The organism is Pseudomonas orientalis, assembly GCF_022807995.1.
GTDB classification, from domain to species: domain Bacteria; phylum Pseudomonadota; class Gammaproteobacteria; order Pseudomonadales; family Pseudomonadaceae; genus Aquipseudomonas; species Aquipseudomonas orientalis_B.
This window is the reverse complement of record NZ_CP094351.1, coordinates 2,446,114-2,462,290: the sequence shown is the minus strand read 5'-3', so window position 1 is coordinate 2,462,290 and position 16,177 is coordinate 2,446,114. Positions and strand designations below refer to the sequence as shown.

12 protein-coding genes are annotated in these 16,177 nt (G+C 61.6%); all 12 read right to left on the bottom strand.

The window, feature by feature from the left end; all coding sequences use genetic code 11:
* Position 1 precedes the first annotated feature (1 nt).
* The 12 genes from MRY17_RS10910 to tssE all read right to left on the bottom strand — a co-directional run bounded on the left by MRY17_RS10910 (position 2) and on the right by tssE (position 16,171).
* The gene (locus MRY17_RS10910) at positions 2–847 is read right to left on the bottom strand and encodes a serine/threonine-protein kinase (RefSeq protein ID WP_243353750.1); all 846 of its coding nucleotides are present in this window, start codon (positions 845–847) and stop codon (positions 2–4) included.
* A complete protein-coding gene (locus MRY17_RS10905; RefSeq protein WP_181283001.1) occupies positions 844–1,566 on the bottom strand; it encodes a PP2C family protein-serine/threonine phosphatase in 723 nt (240 codons plus the stop codon). The genes MRY17_RS10910 and MRY17_RS10905 overlap by 4 nt, the downstream gene beginning before the upstream one ends.
* Before the next feature lie 5 nt (positions 1,567–1,571).
* Positions 1,572–4,928, bottom strand: coding sequence for a type VI secretion system membrane subunit TssM (gene tssM, locus MRY17_RS10900; RefSeq protein ID WP_243353749.1), 3,357 nt, complete (start codon positions 4,926–4,928; stop codon positions 1,572–1,574).
* 16 nt (positions 4,929–4,944) lie between these two features.
* On the bottom strand, positions 4,945–5,805 hold the full coding sequence (gene icmH, locus MRY17_RS10895) for a type IVB secretion system protein IcmH/DotU (protein WP_181282976.1): 861 nt from the start codon (positions 5,803–5,805) through the stop codon (positions 4,945–4,947).
* A 5-nt stretch (positions 5,806–5,810) separates the two neighbouring features.
* Positions 5,811–7,139: a type VI secretion system baseplate subunit TssK gene (gene tssK, locus MRY17_RS10890; protein ID WP_181282977.1), complete on the bottom strand. Its 1,329-nt coding sequence runs from the start codon at positions 7,137–7,139 to the stop codon at positions 5,811–5,813.
* A gap of 1 nt (position 7,140) precedes the next feature.
* The gene (gene tssJ, locus MRY17_RS10885; RefSeq protein WP_181282978.1) at positions 7,141–7,626 is read right to left on the bottom strand and encodes a type VI secretion system lipoprotein TssJ; all 486 of its coding nucleotides are present in this window, start codon (positions 7,624–7,626) and stop codon (positions 7,141–7,143) included.
* A gap of 5 nt (positions 7,627–7,631) precedes the next feature.
* Positions 7,632–8,822, bottom strand: coding sequence for a type VI secretion system-associated FHA domain protein TagH (tagH, locus tag MRY17_RS10880; protein WP_243353748.1), 1,191 nt, complete (start codon positions 8,820–8,822; stop codon positions 7,632–7,634).
* Positions 8,823–9,041: 219 nt separating this feature from the next.
* On the bottom strand, positions 9,042–10,574 hold the full coding sequence (locus MRY17_RS10870) for a sigma-54 interaction domain-containing protein (RefSeq protein ID WP_191953355.1): 1,533 nt from the start codon (positions 10,572–10,574) through the stop codon (positions 9,042–9,044).
* A complete protein-coding gene (locus MRY17_RS10865) occupies positions 10,571–13,009 on the bottom strand; it encodes an AAA family ATPase (protein WP_243353747.1) in 2,439 nt (812 codons plus the stop codon). The genes MRY17_RS10870 and MRY17_RS10865 overlap by 4 nt, the downstream gene beginning before the upstream one ends.
* A gap of 12 nt (positions 13,010–13,021) precedes the next feature.
* A complete protein-coding gene (tssG, locus tag MRY17_RS10860) occupies positions 13,022–14,029 on the bottom strand; it encodes a type VI secretion system baseplate subunit TssG (protein ID WP_243353746.1) in 1,008 nt (335 codons plus the stop codon).
* Positions 13,993–15,780, bottom strand: a complete 1,788-nt coding sequence (gene tssF / locus MRY17_RS10855) for a type VI secretion system baseplate subunit TssF (protein WP_191953356.1) — start codon at positions 15,778–15,780, stop codon at positions 13,993–13,995. Before tssF ends, tssG begins: the two co-directional genes overlap by 37 nt.
* Positions 15,770–16,171, bottom strand: a complete 402-nt coding sequence (tssE, locus tag MRY17_RS10850; RefSeq protein WP_243353745.1) for a type VI secretion system baseplate subunit TssE — start codon at positions 16,169–16,171, stop codon at positions 15,770–15,772. Before tssE ends, tssF begins: the two co-directional genes overlap by 11 nt.
* Positions 16,172–16,177: the final 6 nt, after the last annotated feature.

The following is a 16,177-nucleotide window of genomic DNA, read 5'->3' as shown; positions in this document are numbered from 1 at the left end:
GCTACGCCCAGCCGTACCAGCGCGGCCGCTTGCAACCGATGACCTCACGCAATTCGGCCACCGTCAGGGTACGCCGTTGCGGGTCCGGGGCCAACGCAGTGTGCAGTGCCGGCCAGCAACGCCGGGGCAACTGCCTGGGTCGGGGCAATCTGTGACCCGGCTGGCGATTCTCAAGGCGATTCCCCTGGGCCAGCTCATACAGGACGCAGGCCACGCCATACAGGTCGGCCGCAGGCGTCAAGGCGCCACCGGCGAGTAATTCCGGCGCCGCATAGGCGCGGGTCCAGGCATTCAACCGGCTGCGACTCACACTCGGCAAATGCGCCGTGGTCAGCGCAATGCACTGCCCAAGGCCGAAATCGAACAAGCGCACGCCCTCTTCTCCGACCATGATATTGGCCGGTTTGATATCGCCATGCAGAACCTTATGTTGGTGGGCGTAAGCCAACGCATCCAGCAGTTGCAGGGCGATCGGCTGCAGCTCGCCCCAAGGCAGTCCATCGGGACATTCCAGAAGCAACCGGTCCAGCGTCATGCCATGCAGCAGTTCCATGGTGAAAAAAGCGAGCTGGCTGCTGGTATCCACCTCAAACGAATACATCCTCACGACATGTTCATGTCGCAGGCGTCGAGACAAAACAAACTCACTGTGCAGCAATACATGCGCATCCGGGCACGTCGATAAGGACTCGTCCAACAGCTTGAGCGCCACACCCGAACAAGGTTCGCCGAACTGCTCATGCAACAGATCGCGCGCGCGGTACACCACGCCCATTCCCCCCTTGCCCAATACCTGCTCGAGGTGATAGCGGCCGACGAGCAAAATCGGGGTCGACCCTGTATTCATGATTGCACCACCACTGCGGTCAGGTCATCGCGGGCCGGGGTGTGCAGCGCGCTGGCAAACAATCTGTCCACCACCTGTCGTGGCTCGCCCGCGCTCAACGCCAGGCCCAGTTCAACATGGCTGAGTGCCTGGTAAAGACCATCGCTGCACAATAAAAATACATCCCCAGGGCGGGTACTGAGCTCCAGTACCTCAAGCCGCAACGGTGTATGTGCGCCAACCGCACGGGTCAATGCTCTGGCGTCAGGGTGCGCGCGAGCTTGCGTTGCACTCAACTGACGCTTGTCCATAAGACGCTGCAACAGCGAATGATCCCGGGAGAGCTGGTACAGGTTCTGCTCGCGCCACAGATAACAGCGGCTGTCCCCCGCCCATACGCACGCCGCGCGCCCATTCTCCAGCAACAGCGCCACCACGGTGCTGCCCATCAAGGCACTGCTATGTGTCCCGGGCGCCTGCCGCGCGTTCGCCAGGCGCTGGTTGACACCCTGCAAGCTTTGCCGGACCGCATTGACCCGCTGATCAAGTCTGCCATGGGCGGGCGACGAAGCCAGGCTGCTGACCACCCACCGGCTGGCAACATCGCCGTGGCGGTGCCCGCCCATGCCATCCGCCACGGCCCAACAGCCCAATTGCGGACAATCGAGCAAGGCATCCTCATTGCGCGGCCGTGACTGCCCGCGCTGTGTACGCCCGGCGCTGCGCCATGTCGAGCGCATCAGGTTCACAGTTGCTCCGGCAGGCGAAAGGTGCGCCACGTATCCATTTCAAACGGGCTGGGTGTACGTTGACTCGTCAGCAGGTAATTGGCGCGCAGCCCGGCCAGGTCAGCCTTCACGATCTGCGCGTTGCGGTCACGCGCAGGCTCTCGCTGCAGCAGGTCGAAGAACCGGAACAACGACCAGGCGCCGGTGTTCTTCTCGATACCCAGAGGCCGCAGTTCGACGCCCCGCTCCAATACCAGACTGGCACGGCCGTTGTCTGCTTCGATGGGCCAGCCGAACGTCATGGGAATGATCGGGCCGTGCCGGTATTCCAACTGCTTTTCACCCAACCGCAAAGTTGCCCGGCTGACCGACTGATCCAGGTTGTAGGGTGCCAAGGTAAAACGCACAGCCAGCTCGCCCTGCTCTTCGGTGAAAAAACCACGTCGGATAAGCTGGGCTTTCGCCAGTTGATCCAGCAGCGAACGCGAGAGGGGCATCCCCTGTCCATCCAGTGCGCGGAGCCGGTAGCGAGCGCCGTCTGCGCTGACAAAAGAGCGAAGGTAACCCTCGTAAAAGCGCGCCAGGGCACCTTGGGGTTTGAAAAACTCGCGGAAATCCTCAAGGGCCACCTCACTCGTCGCGTGGGCATTGAACGGATAGCGTTGGCGAATCGCCCTGGCGTAAAGGCCCTGCACCTCGCTCTGATAGCGCTGATTGATGTGGGCATAGGCCTGGTCCAGCACATGGCGCCAGGTCTGCTCGGCAATTCCCTCGAACCAACCGGAAAGCGGCAGCGGCAGACGCGCGGCCGCTTCACGCAGCTCGCCCAGCACGTCCTGTTGGCCATCCATACGCCGCCTGGCCCGCACAAAAGCCGCCTGCTCCGGCAGACCCTCACGATTCATCGCCGCCAATTGCAGTTGCAATTGGTCGAGCAGGCGTAATCCCTGGGTCAGCTCAATGCTTGGGTTCTGCTGCTCGTCCAGCAATTGATGCAAGGGTTCAAACCGTCGCTGCAAGGCTCGACGCGCCGAATCGGCCAGGCCGGCGCGCCCCTGCCCCACCACGGCCTTGGCGATCGCGCCCACTGCACCTGGCGGCTGGGCCACCGTTGTCGGCAGCTCGAGGCCCGGCAGCAGACGCGTGTTTTCACGAAGCTGCTGCAATAACAGAAGCACCGGCGATTGGGCCGACGTCAACCCGGCGAGCTGTTCGGCATCCTCGCGCAGGCTGTCGGTCGGCAGCAGCCTGACGCGACCAAGGGCGTCGCCCCAAGCCTGGGCATATTCACTGAAGTAGCGCTGTTGCAGTTCGACCATCAAGCGCTGCAAATCCTCACCGCTCAAGTCAGTGCCTTCCCCCAATACCCAGTTATCCTGGGCGATGGCGTTCACCAGCCTTGGGCCTTGCGCCTGGAAGTACTGCACATATCTTCGGGTATAAAAGCCAGGAACCGATGGATCGAGGGCGGCGAATACCTTGCCCTCGGCCAGGCGCAACGGTTCCAGGTGGCGCGATTGTTCACGCAGCACCCGATACACCACATCGGCCAATGACTCTCCCCGCAGCGCGGCACGCGCCTGAGCGACCAGTTCGTTATCGAGAGACGCTGAAAAAGGCTGCTCGAGCAGCCGCGCCCAATGTTCATTCAGGCGTTTTTGTACCGGCATATCACCGGCAAACCGCAGCGACCAAACGCTCGCCACATGCTGCGCCAGCCACGTGGTATCACGCCGCTCACGCAGATTGAGCATCAGGTAGGCACGCAAGTTGTCGAGCAGGCGCTCCCTGTCCCCGAGGCTTGCGCGGACCTGTTCTTCCAGCAGGGAAACAGTGCGGCCCAGCAATCGCTGCTGCAACGCTTGCTCATAGGCGCGCGCCACCCAGGGGCGGCTGGCCTCGCCCTGATACAAGCCGGCTCGCTCAACCAGCGGGGTGTCGCCTGCTGCAGGAAACACCCGGGTCGCCGCCCAGCGCGCGTCCAGCAGCGCCAGGAGTGTCAAGGTTTCATCGCTGCCCGGCGCAGCGGGTGCGCTGAGTGCCGCCAGCTGAGCCAGGCGTTGTTGATTGGCCACGTAGCTGTGCAGCCACAGCCACCCGGCACACGTCACAACCAGCGCAGCGGCTATCCCCAACCCCCCATTGCGCCGCCGGATACGCTGTCGTTCCCGGGTCTGCAACGCGGCCAGATCCGTCTCGGCAAAAATCACCCGGCTGAACAGCTCCTGCACGAGATGGCTGCGCCTGTCGTCGGCACAGGTCAGGTAGAACCCGCGCAGACCGCTGATACGCGGGTAGTGATGGGCGCAAAACGCCCACTCGATGAACAGGCACAAACGTTCGCCCATGCGCGCCGCCTGCTCGGGAAAATCAAGCATCTGCCCGCGCCGATCGACATCGCGCTCCGGGTGTAATCGCTCGATCAGCTCACTGTGCAAACGTTGCACTAACTGCTCGAACGCTTGGCGAACCTCAGTGATGTCATTGCCCGCCTTGCCAGCCTCCAGAGGCTGGCCCAACAGCGCGTGCACATCGTCCACTGGCGGTGCTTCGAAGTACGCGTTGAACCCAGGCAGTCGATCAGCCTGGGTCAACACCAGATAGAGGGGTACATCCACATGCAATTCCTGCTGGATTTCCTGCAAGCGCGAACGCACATGACGCGCCGATTGCTCCAGGTCGTACTCGTTATCGCTCAGGAGCCTGCCTATCGATAGCGTCACCACCACACCGTTGAGCGGACGCACTCGGTGTCGCCACTTCAACCGGGTCAACAGCGCGGCCCAGCCGGCGGCATCTACCGGATGGTCAGGTTGAACCAGATAGCGCCCCGGCGTATCGATAAGCACCGCTTCGTCGGCAAAGTACCAGGCGCACTGCGCGCCGCTGCCCGTCGACCCTGTATCAGCCTGATCAAGCGGTGAGCGCAACCCGGCTGCGTCCAACAGCCGAGTCTTGCCACTGAGCGGTTCACCGATCAGCAGGTACCAGGGCAAATCATGGCGCCAACGCGCATTACGCTCTGCATAGCGAGGGGACGTTTTCAACCGGTGCAGTGCTTCCTTGAAACGGCCATGGACGTGCTTGCGCTCCTCCTCCACCGCTTCAAACGATGGGTGGTTCGTTGGCGAAACAGTTCCTTGCGGTCCGGCAGCACGACCACCGCCCGTCAGGGCCATCGCCAGCCCCCACAGCAAGAACAGAACGCTGATGGTGACCAGGCGGGCTGTCGCGCCCTGCCAGAACCGGTGATCGTCCACGGCCAACAGCGGTCCGACACACCACACCAGTGCAGCGCAGCAAAGCACCAGTATCAGGCTCCAGACCCAAACTCTGCGCAGCACGGCGCCCACGCCCTTGAAGAATGCGTTCATTCATTGCTCCCTGCTTTTACAAGGGCGTCCGGGTAAGCTCCGACGCCGACATTTGAAAGTTTTGCAACGCGCTCGCCCTTTCTCGCTCCAACGTCCAGGCAAACCCCATGTACATCGCGAGCAGGCAGCACAGCGTGAAGGCAACAAACCAGCGGACAGGAACCACGCGTATGCGCATGGGCCGCACGCGCCCCTGCCTGGCCGGCGAGGCGAGAACAGACGGCGGGTTGCCACGCACCTGCCTGATCTGCCGATACAGGCCATCACGAATGGCCTCAAGCTGCAGCGTCCCTCGCTCCATCACGCGGAATTTACCTTCAAACCCCAGGGACAGGCATAAGTACAACAGCTCCAGCATCGCCAAGTGCTTTACCGGGTCGCGCGCCAGGCGTTCGAGCAACTGGAATACCTTCTCACCGCCAAACGTTTCGTGATGAAAGCGACTCAACAAGCTGATCCTCGACCAGTCACTTCGAGCGCCCCACGACGTGGTGACGACAGCTTCGTCAATCAGGCAGCACAACACATAGCGCGCAGACATGATCTGGTTGGCTTCTACCCCGCCCTGCAAGGCTCGGGTTTCGAATTGAGTCACCGCCGATGACAATCGGTCGTTTAGCGTGAGGAGATTTTCTCGACCGGAGCAGCGCTTGAGCTGAACCACTTGCGACAATATTTCCCAAGACGCGACCAACAGGGGGTTGAGCGTCGTCGTGAAGCGGTGTGCGCCCAACGTTTGGCTGGCGTAGATCATCCGGTCTTGCAACTGTTCATAACGTGGCGGCGACGGGAAGTCCGTGAGTGGCCCTTGTGCGAGCCCCTGGCCGTCGCGGTCGAGCAGGACGGTTTTTTCATCCTGCGAATATTCGCTGTCCATAGCGTTCAATTCCTGATGGCCCAAAAGGTAAGCTCAAGCCCGGAAAATTCACCTCCCACATGGAAGGCGAATCCGCCCGATTGCTTGAGCTGCGCGATATCGCGGCTGCTCATATCCAGCATGAAATAGGTCTTGGCGGCATGAAACGGGATCTGGCGCGGCGCCACGGGCAGTGGTTTGACCTTGATACCCGCCAGGTGCAGATTGACCAACTCGCGTATGCGCTCAACGGGGCCGACTTTCAAATGCGCCGGCAGGCGTTGACGTAATGCCTCCGAATCAGACTGCGCCGCGGCCGCCAGGATGAACGTCGCAGTCCCCAGCAATGTCAGGTCGCTTATCGGGCATACCAGGACGCCATACTGACGTTGTTGCAATGTCAACTCGATAGAGTGCTGCTCCAGGACGACTGACAGCACGCCACGAACAGCCTCCATCAGCCCACGAAAGCTTGCCCCCTGGTCGGCGTGGCGGTAATGCACCTCCAGCGTTGCGCGCCTGCTGTCGGCAGCGAAGGTTGATAACTCACCGAGCAGCGACAACAGGGCGCGGAACGCCGCTTCAGGGCGAACCTGTGCCTGGCTCAAGCAATGGCGCAGCTCCAACTCGGCACGATTGATCGCTTGCAACATCAAGAAATCGCCGACTTGCGTGCCGGCGGCAGTGCTCTCACCGCGGACCCGGGCTGCGATGGCATCCCCTCGCGATGCCAGCAAGCCGAGCACCTCCTTGAGGCAAGACGCTACATATCCGCGATCCTGCATAAAAATAAACGTGGGGACAAACGCTGCATCCAGGCGCACGCCGCCTGCGTCGGTAGACTCCACTACCTGGGCAACCTTGAGTCTGACGAAGCCCTGTTCCCGCTGCTGCTCGCCCAGCAGGAGGCGCAAATCAGGCCGCGCGCAGCGAATCCGACAACGAGAGCCGGTCCCGGCGTTCGAGTCACCTACCTCCACATCACAGATGAGGTAGCGCGCCGAAACATCGCCCTGCTCCGGTTCGCGGGTTTCAATCTGGTTGTCGGTCGCGAGCAATAGCGCCAGGTAAACCGCTTGTTCCCCACAGTTGGCAGGCACCTGCAATACCAGAGGCTCCATGGCGGTACCGTGGTCGAACAGGCTGCCATCCGGTAGCACCCCGCTGGCTTGAGTGACCACCAACTTGCCCAGATTGAGGTACTGCATATCGAGTTCCAGGGTGAGGAACCCCCAGGCATCGGGGCCCAGCAAACGCGTGTGGTTGAGCTGTTGCTGGTAATGACGGTCGTTGTGCTGCAAGTGCTGCGGTCGCAACAGCATGCCTTCCTGCCAAATAACCTTGTGCACGTGCATATCACTGCACCTCCTTGTTGGATCGCGCGTCGGCCAGCCGGATTCCGTCCTGGTCCAGCACCAGCTCGGCACGGTTCAATTGCCCGGCGGTGAGCGGAATGAGGTGCCGCCACCGCACGTGCGGCAAGTCGCGATAAGCCGCCAGTGCGCCTACAAAATGACTGTCTGGCCCAACCCTCAACTTGAGCGCCAGTCGATCGCCCGGGTGCAGCTCAATTTCCTCACTGTCGACCCAGTCCTTTGGCAACACCTGTTCGGCGTTGTCATAGAGGCTGAAAAAGTCGGCATTCTCGAAGGCCACGCCGTGACGCAGTTCGATCAGTTGCAGCACTACCGGCGAGGGTCGACCATGAAGGTCCGGGTTGACCTGCTCACTGGCGGCCAGTGACAGGTCCAGTTTGGTCAGTGTCGAAAAAGGCGAGACGGCGCTGCAACCGGCCAACAGGCCAACCATGAGCAACAGCGCTGTGAAGGTGGATCGATACATGAACATCATCCTGGATAATCGCTGTACAGCGTAGAGATCAGGCGCACCTGTTCTTCGTAGGCTCTGACGAAGTCACTGCCCAGCGGTCGCTCGTCAAACTGCTCTTGCGCCGCCAGGTGCCGGTAGTGACGCAGGTAGGCTCGCCAGCGTGCGCCGTCGGCAAACCACCGGGTGGTCGCTTCCTGAAACTCGGAGCACCCCAGTAAATGGCCTGGAGCGAAAGCACCGCGGGTGTTGCGCAGTGCAGTCCGGCAGGCGCTCAGCAAGGCGACCTGATGCACTTGAAGCGCCCGGTGCGCCTGGGTAATCGCCTGTTCACCAGACAGCGGTTCCCCGTGTGCCATGCCTAACAGGGCGGTTAACGCCGCGTCGGTATCGACACACCCTCGCAAAGGGTTCCGGGCGGTGCGCAAAGACTCGACAGGCAGCGTAGCCAATTCGCTTTGCAATTCTTCACAGGTGCGCAGGCTGCGTTGCAGCCGTTCGATCTCCAGCCGAAACAGACGCGCTACCTTGATCGCCAGCGCCTCTCGGGTCACGCGGTCAAGCGCGCACAGGTCAAGGCCCAGGGCTGTGGCAAACGCCGCCCAGAAACCGTCATCGATGGCCGCTGCCCTCGCGGCAGAATCAACCACGGGAATTTCCTCGACGGACTCGACCCGGCGCGGTATCGCCACATGCTCGCGGTCGGCGGCATGCCTTTGCACCCATAGCTCAGGCTCTCCAGCGTCCACAGTCAGTGCCGCCAGCTCATCCGAGTTGCTGTGCCGCCGGCTTTCAATCTCCATTGTCTGCAACGGGTCCAGCGCCAGGAAGGCATCGTCGGGAATCGGCCCCCCCGTATTGATCGGCTGTTCCCAGTCGGGCCGGGGCTTTTCCATTAATCGTGCGCGTATCGTCAGAGCGCCCAGTTCGAAAACGTTTCCCTCTTCGATCAATCGGGCCTGTCCTTTGCGCAGACGCTCGTCACTGCCCGCCACGCCGATGCCGTTGCTACTGATATCGGTAAGATAGTAACGACCCTCCCGGTAGCCCACCAAACCGTGGTGACTGGAGAGCAAGCGACTGGGGTCGTGGAGGACCCAGTCGCAGCCGGCGCCACGGCCGATTACACCGCCCACGCCGTCAAAGATTTTGCGCGCCGTGGAAACAGAGCTGTCGCTTGCGGCCTCACATAGTTCGAAGACAAGTTGCATGGTCAGGCTCCCTCCTTTTCATCGTCCACGGGGCACCGCCTGAGGCTCACCCAAAGGGCGGTATTGGGCATCATCGAATACGTAGTTGGCGTTACAGCCGCTGAGCAAGCACAACACAAGCACGACGACGTGCCAGGGACGATCAGGCATCAGATTTTTTCTCGGTGAAAAGGCGCGCCGGCTTGCGGCGATGATCTTGGTAATCCTCAGGTGCACCGTTCAACGCTCCCCGCCGGCATCGCCGCAGGCAATATTCAAGCGTGCAAGCCGGTACAACAGCGTGCGCCGTGCGACGCCCAGCTCACGCGCGGTGCGGGTTCGGTTGCCACGGTTCTTGTGCAGGCAATCAAGCAGGAACACCCGCTCTACCCGTTCCATACGCTGGCGTAGCGTCACATCATCAACGGTGGTCGCTACCGGGGTCTGGGGCAGCGACAGGTGCGCCGGTAGAATCACGTTGTCGTCACACAACAGAACGGCTCGTTCCACCAGGCACTTGAGTTCACGCACGTTGCCGGGAAAGGGATGACTCGACAGCTGATCGAGGGCGATATTCGACCATTGCACAGGCGTCCTCCCCAGGCTTGCGCACGCCTTGTCGGCGAAATGCCGTGCCAGTTGCAGCACATCCCCGTCCCGCTCACGCAAGGCGGGCAACTGGATGGGGAACTGGGCAAGCCGGTAATAAAGGTCTTCGCGAAAGCTGCCTTCGGCGACCATGGCTGCCAGGTCGCGGTGGGTCGCCGCGATGATGCGCACATCAACCTTGTGCGCAGCGCCGGCGCCCAATGGGCGAACCTCGCCTTCCTGCAATACCCGCAATAGCTTCGCTTGCAGCGACAGTGGCATATCGCCGATTTCATCCAACAGCAAGGTGCCGCCATGCGCGGCGTCGAACAGCCCGGCATGGTTGCGCTCGGCACCGGTGAATGCGCCTTTTCGGTAGCCGAACAGCTCACTCTCCAACAAGCCTTCCGGGAATGCCGCACAGTTCTGCACCACAAAAGCCTTGGCCGCACGCGGCCCTGCCAAGTGGATGGCCCGAGCCACTACCTCTTTGCCGGTGCCGGTTTCTCCCCGCAGCAGGACGGTATAAGCGGTATGCAGCACCTTGCTGATCAATTGGCAGGTTTGTGCCATCGCTGTGCTGCTGCCAGTCAGGCCATAAGTGTCGGTCAGCGCCTTTTCGCGCGCTTGCGGTGCGACCGCCGGCACCCACTGCAGGCCGCGCAACAGGGCCAATTGCTGCAAGGCGAAGCTGCCGAACTGGCCCAGCGAGCACGCATACCCTTGTAACGCCGCCGGGCGTTGAGCGGCGCATAGCAACACGCCCGTGACTGCATTGAGGCGGTTGAACAGCGGCACGCTCAACACGGCGCGCCAAGGTGACGCAAGCACCGGCAAAAAAGCCATGTCGTACGGGCTGTTCTGCCCGTCATTCACAATGACGGCAACGCCCTGGTCCACTGTGTCGCGCAGCAAAGGCACCTGTCGCAGGTCGAGACCCGCAGCCGCTGCCACCAACGAGGGCGTCGCGCTCAGGTGCTGGGCGATCAGATCAAGCCGACCAGTCCCTTCATCGAGCCGGTACAGCTGGCTGAGTTCGCAATGGCTCATTTGTGCCGCAGCCGAAACGCACACGCCGGGCAATGAAGCGGCGTCAGTGTCCAGGCCTATTCGCGTGAAACAGTCGAGCAAGGCACTGGCATGGGCAAGCGGGTCAGGCAGTTGCTCAAGGCTTTTCCCGGTCATTGGCTGAACTCACAGACAGGCAGACCGTTGCCATCCAATCGGGCGTGCACCGACGAAACCGGCGCGTCCACGGCCATGGCGCCGAGCAGACCATCCACCATATGCGGCAACAAATGCCGCTCGATCCACTGGTCGATGTACCGCGCACCACTGTCGCCATCAGCGCAACGCTCGGTCATGTGCGCAGCCAATCCAGGCGACCAGGTGAACGCCAGTTGGCGCTGATGCAGCCGCTGGCCAAGGCCCGCAAGTTTGAGTGCGGCCACGTCGTGCAGCACCTTCTCCCCAATCGGGTAATACGGTACGACACGCATGCGGGCGAGCAATGCGGGCTTGAAATGGGCGCGCAGTACCGGATAAATCGCGTCTTGCAGCACTTGAGGGTCAGGTCGTTGACCGTCTGCGCAAAGCGCGTTGATACAGTCGCTTGCGAGGTTGGAGGTCATCAGCAGCACGGTGTTGCGAAAGTCGATTTCCCGCCCTTCGCCATCATTGGCCCGGCCTTTGTCGAAGACCTGGTAAAACAGGTTCAACACCTGCGGGTCGGCTTTCTCCACCTCGTCGAGCAGCACAACTGAATAGGGACGCTTGCGTACGGCTTCCGTCAGTACACCACCCTGGCCATAACCGACATAACCTGGTGGCGCGCCGATCAATCGGGAAAGCGCGTGCTGCTCCTGATATTCCGACATATTGATTGTGGTCACGAACTGTTCACCGCCGTACAAGAGGTCGCCCAGCGCCAGCGCCGTTTCGGTCTTGCCGACACCGCTCGGCCCCACCAGCAGAAACACCCCAACCGGGGCGTCGGCCTTGTTCAGCCCCGCGGCGACCGCGCGCAAGGCGCGATCCAGGGTCTGCACCGCGTGTTCCTGGCCAAGCACGCGCGCGCGCAGGGCCTTGGCAAAACCCAGGACCTTGTCGTTCGGTTCGAGGGCCAACTGCTCAATGGGAATACCGGTCCACGCGCTGATGACCTGCGCTACGCCACGCGGGCAGACCTCAGGTTTGGCCAACGGTTGCCCATCCAGCTCATGCCACTGCCGTTCAAGTGTCAGACGCTCGTGTTCGAGGGTTTCCAGGCGCAGCGTCAACGCCTGCAAAGCCTGTGCATTCACGGGCAAACCGAGCGCGGCATCGCGACCCAGCGCCCGCGCCTGCCGCTGACCTTCGATCAGCTCGGCACGTAGCGTCTGCAATGCCTGCGGCGGCATGGCCTGACGCGTGCGAACACTGGCACAGGCAGTGTCCAGCACGTCCACTGCCTTGTCCGGCAGTTGTCGGTCTGCAAGATAGCGTGCGCTCATGCGAGCGGCCGCCGCTACCGCATCATCACGGATATACACGCCATGACTCGCTTCATAGGCAGGCACCAATCCCCGCAGAATCGACACTGCCTGCTCTACACCGGGCTCCTCGACCAGTACCGGCTGGAACCGCCGCGCCAAGGCCGGGTCCTTTTCGACGTACTGCTTGTATTCCGACCAAGTGGTGGCGGCAATCGTACGCAGCGCCCCGCGAGCCAGCGCCGGCTTGAGCAGGTTGGCCGCGTCCAGGCCTCCCGGCTGACCGCCAGCGCCAACCAGGGTATGGGCTTCGTCGATAAACAGGATCACCGGCTCCGGCGATGCGTTCACTTCATCGATTACCCCTTTGAGACGCCGCTCGAACTCGCCTTTGAGGCCGGCCCCCGCTTGCAGCAAGCCCATATCAAGGGTCAGCACGCGAACCGCTTCAAGGGCCTCGGGCACTTGTGAAGCGACGATCTGCAACGCCAGCCCTTCGACGATCGCCGTTTTCCCCACTCCGGCCTCCCCCACCAGAATCGGGTTGTTCTTGCGCCGCCGCAGCAGAATATCGATCAACTGGCGTATTTCACGCTCGCGACACAGCACGGGGTCTATCCGGCCCTCACGGGCCTGCCGGGTGAGGTCCTGGGTAAAGCGCTGCAACAACGACTCTGCGGCAATCGGCTGATTCTCGCCGGACCGGCTCTTCAGAAAATCACGCAGCCGACCCGTATCCAGGCGCCTGAGTACGGCGTAATACTCGCTGCCCGCGTGTTCCAGCGGGTGCTGTAAAAGTGCCAGCAACAGGGCGCCGTGATCGACGAAACGTTGGTCCAACTCGACGTGCGCAACCATCACCGCTTGTTGCAGCCACAGCACCAAGGCCTGGGCGAACACGGGGTTGCGTGTAGCACTCTGCTCACGCCTGGGCTGCAAGGCTGCTTGCAGTTCCCCCACGGGAACGCCGGCATCGGACAAGACCTTGGCCATCAGCCCTGCGGGATGCTCGAGCAAGGCCAGAAGCAGATCCTCCACTAACACTTCATGGCCGCCTCTCGTCATGCAGCGCTCGGCAGAACGCGTCAGGTCCCGGCGGGTCTGGTCCGTCAACGTGCGGATCAGTTGTTGCAGGTCCACATTAATCATGCTCATCAATCCTTAATGAAAATGCCCGGCGAGTGTGATCGCGCCCTCGGCTCGCTCATGTTCCAGCCAACTGGTCCAACCCAGGCGGCACACATTGTCTGCGCCGATGTGCAGTGCCCGGATTTCACCGGGCGCCAGCACCAGGCGCAGGTCAAATTGCAGCGCGTCCGGTGCGGTCAGACGAACCAGCGAACACGCCGGGGCATACGCCGTTCCCGTGGGGAGAAGATCGTGGAACCGCTGCCAGCCCAACGCCGTGATATGCACTCTGAACTTGCCGCTACGGTCTGCGATCCGGCGCCCCAACACCAGGTCCAGACCAAGCGCACAGTTGGCGCGGCCCAAGTCATTGCACTGCGACTGCGCAACGTCCACCGTGCGCGCAACCCATTGCTCGACGAACACCGGGGCATGTTTGAAGTAATACCGCAGGACGGTCTCGATCAGCGCGGCCGAATGCGTTCGCAGGCTCAGAAGCCCGAGGTAAGGCAGCAGGCGCTTGCAATCGAGACGCGAAGCGCCCCGTATCGCGTGACTGCCGAGGCCGATCAGCGCAAACATCTGCTGCGAAAACCCATCACTGGCGCCCGGTTGAAAACAGGCCCGGTAACGGTATTTGCGCCAGATCGGTAACATCAGACGGTGCAGGCGGTGGTGGAACATATCGAGGAAATCCCGCGCAGGATTGCCCCCCGTTCGATCCATCAATGCCTGCTCGGCATAAAAAGCGGGCAATGGTGAACCCGCGCCGAACAACCCCAGCACATTGATGCGCAGGCGCGCCCGCAAGGTCCCGTGGTCCATGAAAAACTCCACACGGTCAATATCGTGCCCCGCAAACCCCAGGCCTGGATTGGCCTGGAATTCCAGCAGGTCGTACAGGGCATCCTCATCCAGCCGTGGATGGGCTTCGCGCAAGCGTGCGACCACCTGCACCACGGCCTGGAACAGCGTGTATTCGCGGATGACACGGCAAAGCCGAGTCAAAGCAGGGGTTGCTGCCCCATCTGGAACGGCCATAGATACACGTCTCCTTGTGTGCTGATAACTCGCAACTCGTGATAGGAATTGAGGCTGGCGTACAGCGCAAAGAACTGATTGAGGACCGAAGCGAACACAAACAGATCGCCTTGGCCGACAAACCCCAGGGGGTCCACCGTCAGGTCCACCCGCAAGCCGCGAATCGGCAGGCCACGGTGCAAGCGGTCAACCGCTTCATGCCCGATGGAGCGCAGCGCGCCCAACTTTTTCCGGCTGACGTTCAGCGCTTGTCGATCGTGATAGCGCGGCAGATCGTAGGTTTCGAGAATCACTTTCAGCGCGTTGATATCGGTCAACGACAGATAGTTGAGCGACATGTTGCTGATCAGCTTCCAGAGATAATCCTGGTCCAGCGGCGGCGCGTAACTCGCGGTTGGTGCGGTGATATTGCGAAACGTCAGCGACTCAGGGGTGTGCTCGCCAGGTTGGTTGATTTCACCGATCCCTAACTGTCGCGGCAGTCCTGCATTGGTGCACGTCAGCTCGATCGACAGGGTTTCCGGGCCCTGCTCGCGGCGACCGGCAAACCCTATCCAGGTGACCAGCCCCTCATGCTGCACCGAAGGCCGTTGACGGATGCTGAAGCTGGGGAGCGCCCCGGTAGTCTGCAGGTCGCTGTCATGCTCGAACGACTCGAAGGGCACGTACGTCTGATAACCCAAGCCTCCAGGGCGCCATCCTGTAACGCGATCAACCGAAAACACACCGGCGTTGCCCGGGGAGTACTCCCCGGGCAACAGGAGATATTCATCCTGTTTTCCGTCCAGCCGAATCGGTATCGCATCGTGATTGAACAGGTTGACGATCGGCGTGCAGTACAGCTTCACGTTGTCCAGGGTGGGGTGCGCAAGCGCACGGTCCTGGCCGCACAGTTCGAATCGCAACAGCATGCCGTGTGCCTGCTTGAGCACCTCTTGGGGAAGCCGATGGAGGGCAGCCAACCCTTCTATATCGACAAACAAGTACTTCTCGGGAAACGTGAAATACTCCTGCAGGTGGCGATAACCACAAAAGGTGTTTTGCGGGTAAGGAATCAACGCATGTTCCTGTGCAAAACCCACCGGCCGGACCTGGTCGGCGCTGAGCCGTAGCGTGGCAGGCTGATCATCGATACCGCGGACCGGCAAGCCGTTCTGGTTCAACAGCTGCAGCTCAATACCGCCCAGGTGGCGCAATAGACCGAGGTACAGGCCTTGGCTGATGCAACGGTCTCCGGCCAGGTGCAGGCGCAACGAATCGAATGCCAATGCACTGAAATTGCCCTCTGCGTCCAGGGTCAGGCGCAGGTCCAACCAGTCCACCGTGCCCTGGCAGGTGTAATCCAGGCTACGAAGCTGCAGTGGCATGACATCGGTGGGATAGCAGGTTCTGAAACGGCAACGTTCACCTTTGATGGGCAGGCTTTCCACGGCGGTATCCCGTGCCACTCGAACGCTGGGGCCGGTGCACTTCAACGGGTCGAATTGCAGGATGCTCAAAGAAGGCATTGGCCGCATATAGTTGGGCCATAACAGATGCATCAAGGAATGCGTCAACTCGGGCAGCTCGTCATCCAGCTTCTGGCGCAAGCGGGCGGTCAGAAACGCAAAACCCTCCAGCAAACGCTCCACATCCGGGTCCTGACCGGCCTCGGCGAGAAAAGGCGCCAAGGCCGGGTTACGCTCGGAAAAGCGCCGCCCGAGTTGCCGCAGCGCACTGAGTTCGCTTTGAAAATAACGGTTAAAGGCCATCTGCGCAGACCTCCACTTGTCCTGCGCCGGCCAGGCGCGCATGGAACACGACAGATTGGGTGCCACCGTCAATGAGCAGTCCGGCATCAATGGCAAACGCCAATGCCAAGGTTTCATGCACGCGGGGCAGCACCCTGACGCGTACATTCACCAGCCGTGGTTCGTAAGCCTGGATGAAGCGCTCTATCAGCAGGCGCGACTGAGTCAGGGATTCATGCAGGCTGAGCCGCATATCATTGAGATCAGGCAAGCCGTAATCCGGCAGCGTCTGGACGCTGCCCGCACGGGTACTGAGCATTTTCGTCAGATGCGCGGCGACGGAGGTCAGGCGGCACACACGGGCGGACGCGTCGGGGTCAAGGCGCTCGAAAAAGCTGTTGCAGTGGCGCATTCCCTG

What these genes read in the sequence shown, in the direction of transcription:
- MRY17_RS10865 (WP_243353747.1), bottom strand. Translation starts at nt 13,009, where the DNA reads ATGATTAATGTGGACCTGCAACAACTGATCCGCACGTTGACGGACCAG.
- MRY17_RS10870 (WP_191953355.1), bottom strand. Translation starts at nt 10,574, where the DNA reads ATGACCGGGAAAAGCCTTGAGCAACTGCCTGACCCGCTTGCCCATGCC.
- tssJ (WP_181282978.1), bottom strand. Translation starts at nt 7,626, where the DNA reads ATGTATCGATCCACCTTCACAGCGCTGTTGCTCATGGTTGGCCTGTTG.
- tagH (WP_243353748.1), bottom strand. Translation starts at nt 8,822, where the DNA reads ATGCAACTTGTCTTCGAACTATGTGAGGCCGCAAGCGACAGCTCTGTT.
- tssE (WP_243353745.1), bottom strand. Translation starts at nt 16,171, where the DNA reads ATGCGCCACTGCAACAGCTTTTTCGAGCGCCTTGACCCCGACGCGTCC.
- icmH (WP_181282976.1), bottom strand. Translation starts at nt 5,805, where the DNA reads ATGGACAGCGAATATTCGCAGGATGAAAAAACCGTCCTGCTCGACCGC.
- MRY17_RS10905 (WP_181283001.1), bottom strand. Translation starts at nt 1,566, where the DNA reads ATGCGCTCGACATGGCGCAGCGCCGGGCGTACACAGCGCGGGCAGTCA.
- MRY17_RS10910 (WP_243353750.1), bottom strand. Translation starts at nt 847, where the DNA reads ATGAATACAGGGTCGACCCCGATTTTGCTCGTCGGCCGCTATCACCTC.
- tssK (WP_181282977.1), bottom strand. Translation starts at nt 7,139, where the DNA reads ATGCACGTGCACAAGGTTATTTGGCAGGAAGGCATGCTGTTGCGACCG.
- tssF (WP_191953356.1), bottom strand. Translation starts at nt 15,780, where the DNA reads ATGGCCTTTAACCGTTATTTTCAAAGCGAACTCAGTGCGCTGCGGCAA.
- tssG (WP_243353746.1), bottom strand. Translation starts at nt 14,029, where the DNA reads ATGGCCGTTCCAGATGGGGCAGCAACCCCTGCTTTGACTCGGCTTTGC.
- tssM (WP_243353749.1), bottom strand. Translation starts at nt 4,928, where the DNA reads ATGAACGCATTCTTCAAGGGCGTGGGCGCCGTGCTGCGCAGAGTTTGG.